The organism is Myxacorys chilensis (genome assembly GCF_059505265.1).
In genome coordinates, this window is record NZ_JCACKG010000276.1 from 1 (window position 1) to 2440 (window position 2440).

Annotated in this window: 2 protein-coding genes; both read left to right on the plus strand. The window is 61.2% G+C overall.

Annotation, left to right across the window (positions count from 1 at the left end):
• Positions 1-376: 376 nt before the first annotated feature.
• Positions 377-1045, plus strand: coding sequence for a GntR family transcriptional regulator (locus AC5JLB_RS28005; RefSeq protein ID WP_495877120.1), 669 nt, complete (start codon positions 377-379; stop codon positions 1043-1045).
• Positions 1042-2262 (plus strand): MFS transporter, encoded by a 1221-nt coding sequence (locus tag AC5JLB_RS28010; protein WP_495877121.1) that lies wholly within the window; start codon positions 1042-1044, stop codon positions 2260-2262. Before AC5JLB_RS28005 ends, AC5JLB_RS28010 begins: the two co-directional genes overlap by 4 nt.
• The last annotated feature ends 178 nt before the right edge of the window (positions 2263-2440 follow it).

Below are 2440 nucleotides of genomic sequence, written 5' to 3' on the forward strand. Positions count from 1 at the left end.
TGGCCAGCTCCGAACACCACATTGCGCGGCGCCCTGACCGCCCCAAATTCGCTATTCATGTCCCTCTCCTTTAATCCGGTTCGGCCGGCGAGTTGCTGCGTTCGACCCGGGCGGCTTCGGCAATGACTGAGCCTAGGCCCACCTATCCGTCCGTTGCGGCAGCCCTATGCAATTGCCCATTGCGCAGTTCCGCCTTCAGCAGCGCGGCCTGCTGCCGAGCTCCATCGGCAGGTATGCCCGCATGTAGCAGACGGCTGAGCGTGCCCGGCCCCAAGGCAACCATGCAAATGCGTCACGAAAATCCTATAGGATATTTGATCCTGCCGCATAGTGATGCTAGTCTCGCTTCACTGTCAAGCTTGAGGCGTCTCCAAGAATGAACCTGTCGACCGGCATAAAGCGCCCGGGTGCCTTGGCCGAGGAGGTTTATTCCCGGCTCTACGACCAACTGATGACCCACAGCATCGCCCCTGGCGCCAAGCTCTCGGTGGATGCACTGGCTCGAACCCTGGATGTGTCGCAGACGCCTATTCGGGAAGCGCTTGCCCGGCTCGAAGCGCAGGGTCTTGTGGTGAAGATTCATCTGGTTGGCTACCGCGTTGCGCAACCCATGGACCGTGAACGGCTGGACCAGATCTATGAATTGCGGCTCCTGACCGAGCCGCGTCTGGCGGCACTGGCGGCGCAACGCATCGGCGGCGAGGAGCGAAGCAGCCTGATATCCATCTCAGCAGAAATGGAAGCAGAAGGCGCCTCTCAGACGCCCGACGGCTATGCGCGTTTTTCTCGGCTGGACGAGGCCTTCCACCGTAAAATAGCGGCTGCGAGCGGAAATCGAGTTATTGAGGACGCCTTGGCGGCATTGCACGTCCACGTGCACCTCTTCCGAATTTCCCAGCCCTCCACGGCCATTTCCGACGCCATTCTGGAACACGGCAAACTCGTGCGTGCCATTGTCGCGGGTGACGCCGATGCCGCCGAAGGCGCCATGCTCGAACACATTCTGTCGTCACGCCAGAGATTTACCGATGAAAGGTCCCAATGATGACGAATGCACAGGAAACCGGCGGCACCGCTAGGACCATCTTTGCCGCTGGCGCTGGCACTGTCTTCGTTCTGGCCCTGGGCCACACCATTTCGAACCTCGTGCGAACCATGCCGGCGATCTCCACCGATGTGATCGCCGGAAGCCTTGCCGTGTCGGCGGGCGAAGTTGCGGCGATGACCGGCATCTATCACCTGGCTTTCGCAGCCGGCCAGATTCCGGTCGGCGTCGCGCTGGACCGCTTCAGCGTCCGAAGCGTCTTCCTGGTGCTGATCGCCACCATTGTGGTGGGCGCACTGATCACGGCTGCCGCACAGAACCCACTGATGTTCCTGGCCGGACAGGCCGTGCTCGGCATTGGCTGTTCGGGCATGCTGCTTTGCCCGCTCACCTATGTCGCACGACACCAAAACAGCGCCAATTTCGCCCTGTGGTCGGCCTTTATCCTCGCCATCGGCAATAGCGGAATGCTTCTCTCCGCCAGCCCAATGGCTTGGGTCATCGACACCTACAGCTGGCGCGTGGCTTTCCTTGTTCCAGCTGCCATGGCGACGCTGGTGGCGGCCGTCACCTGGCTGCGATTAGGCGGCGAGCGTGGCGTGTCGACGCACTCGTCCTCGATCCGTTCAGAGTTCGTCGAGGTTATCCGTATCGGCTGGTCGCCCCGTTTGCGGGGTGTCATCAGTCTGGCCTTTGTTTCCTTTGCCGTGGTGATCGGCATTCGAGGTGTCTGGGCCGGCCCGTGGCTGATGGACGTGCGCGGCTTGAGCAGGCTCGACGCAGGCAATTTCATGCTGGCCCTGACCCTTATGCTGATCGTCATGCCCATGCTGGTCGGCCTTGTCGATCGGCGCACCAAGCGCACCAATCTCCTCCTGGTGGCGGGCCATTTGCTTGCCGGCGCGTCGTTGCTGCTGCTGGCGCTTGCCGGCAATTTGGGGCTCTCACCCTTTTACGATCTTGGGTTGCTGATCGTGTTCGGCATCGCTGTTTCCGTTCAGCCGCTGCTGTTCGCCCTTGGGCGTAATTCGGTGACCCCCGCCCATACGGGCAAGGCCCTGGCAGCGGTAAACCTCGCCTTTTTCGCGGGAGCCGCCGTGATCCAGGGCCTCTCGGCGCCGGTCGTAGCGCTGGGTGGAACGGCCGGCGTCATTATCTTTCTCGGCCTACTCAGTGCTCTGGGCGCCATCGTGTTCGCACGGTCGGACGGAAACTGAAAAGAGATGGACCAGGGTTTCGAAGGCCGAGGTTCTTCAGGGACAAACCGTTCCGACCTCAGACTCAGCTAAAGCTCTCGAGATTTATTAATGCTGGCTGCCCTCTACAGGTAAGGGATCGGTGCACAGTGGGGGTGCGCCTCGACCTTGCGCATGATGGAGTTCTCGATGAACTGTT

Excerpts from the sequence above, each read along its gene's own strand:
- AC5JLB_RS28005 (WP_495877120.1), top strand. The coding sequence starts at position 377 with ATGAACCTGTCGACCGGCATAAAGCGCCCGGGTGCCTTGGCCGAGGAG.
- AC5JLB_RS28010 (WP_495877121.1), top strand. The coding sequence starts at position 1,042 with ATGATGACGAATGCACAGGAAACCGGCGGCACCGCTAGGACCATCTTT.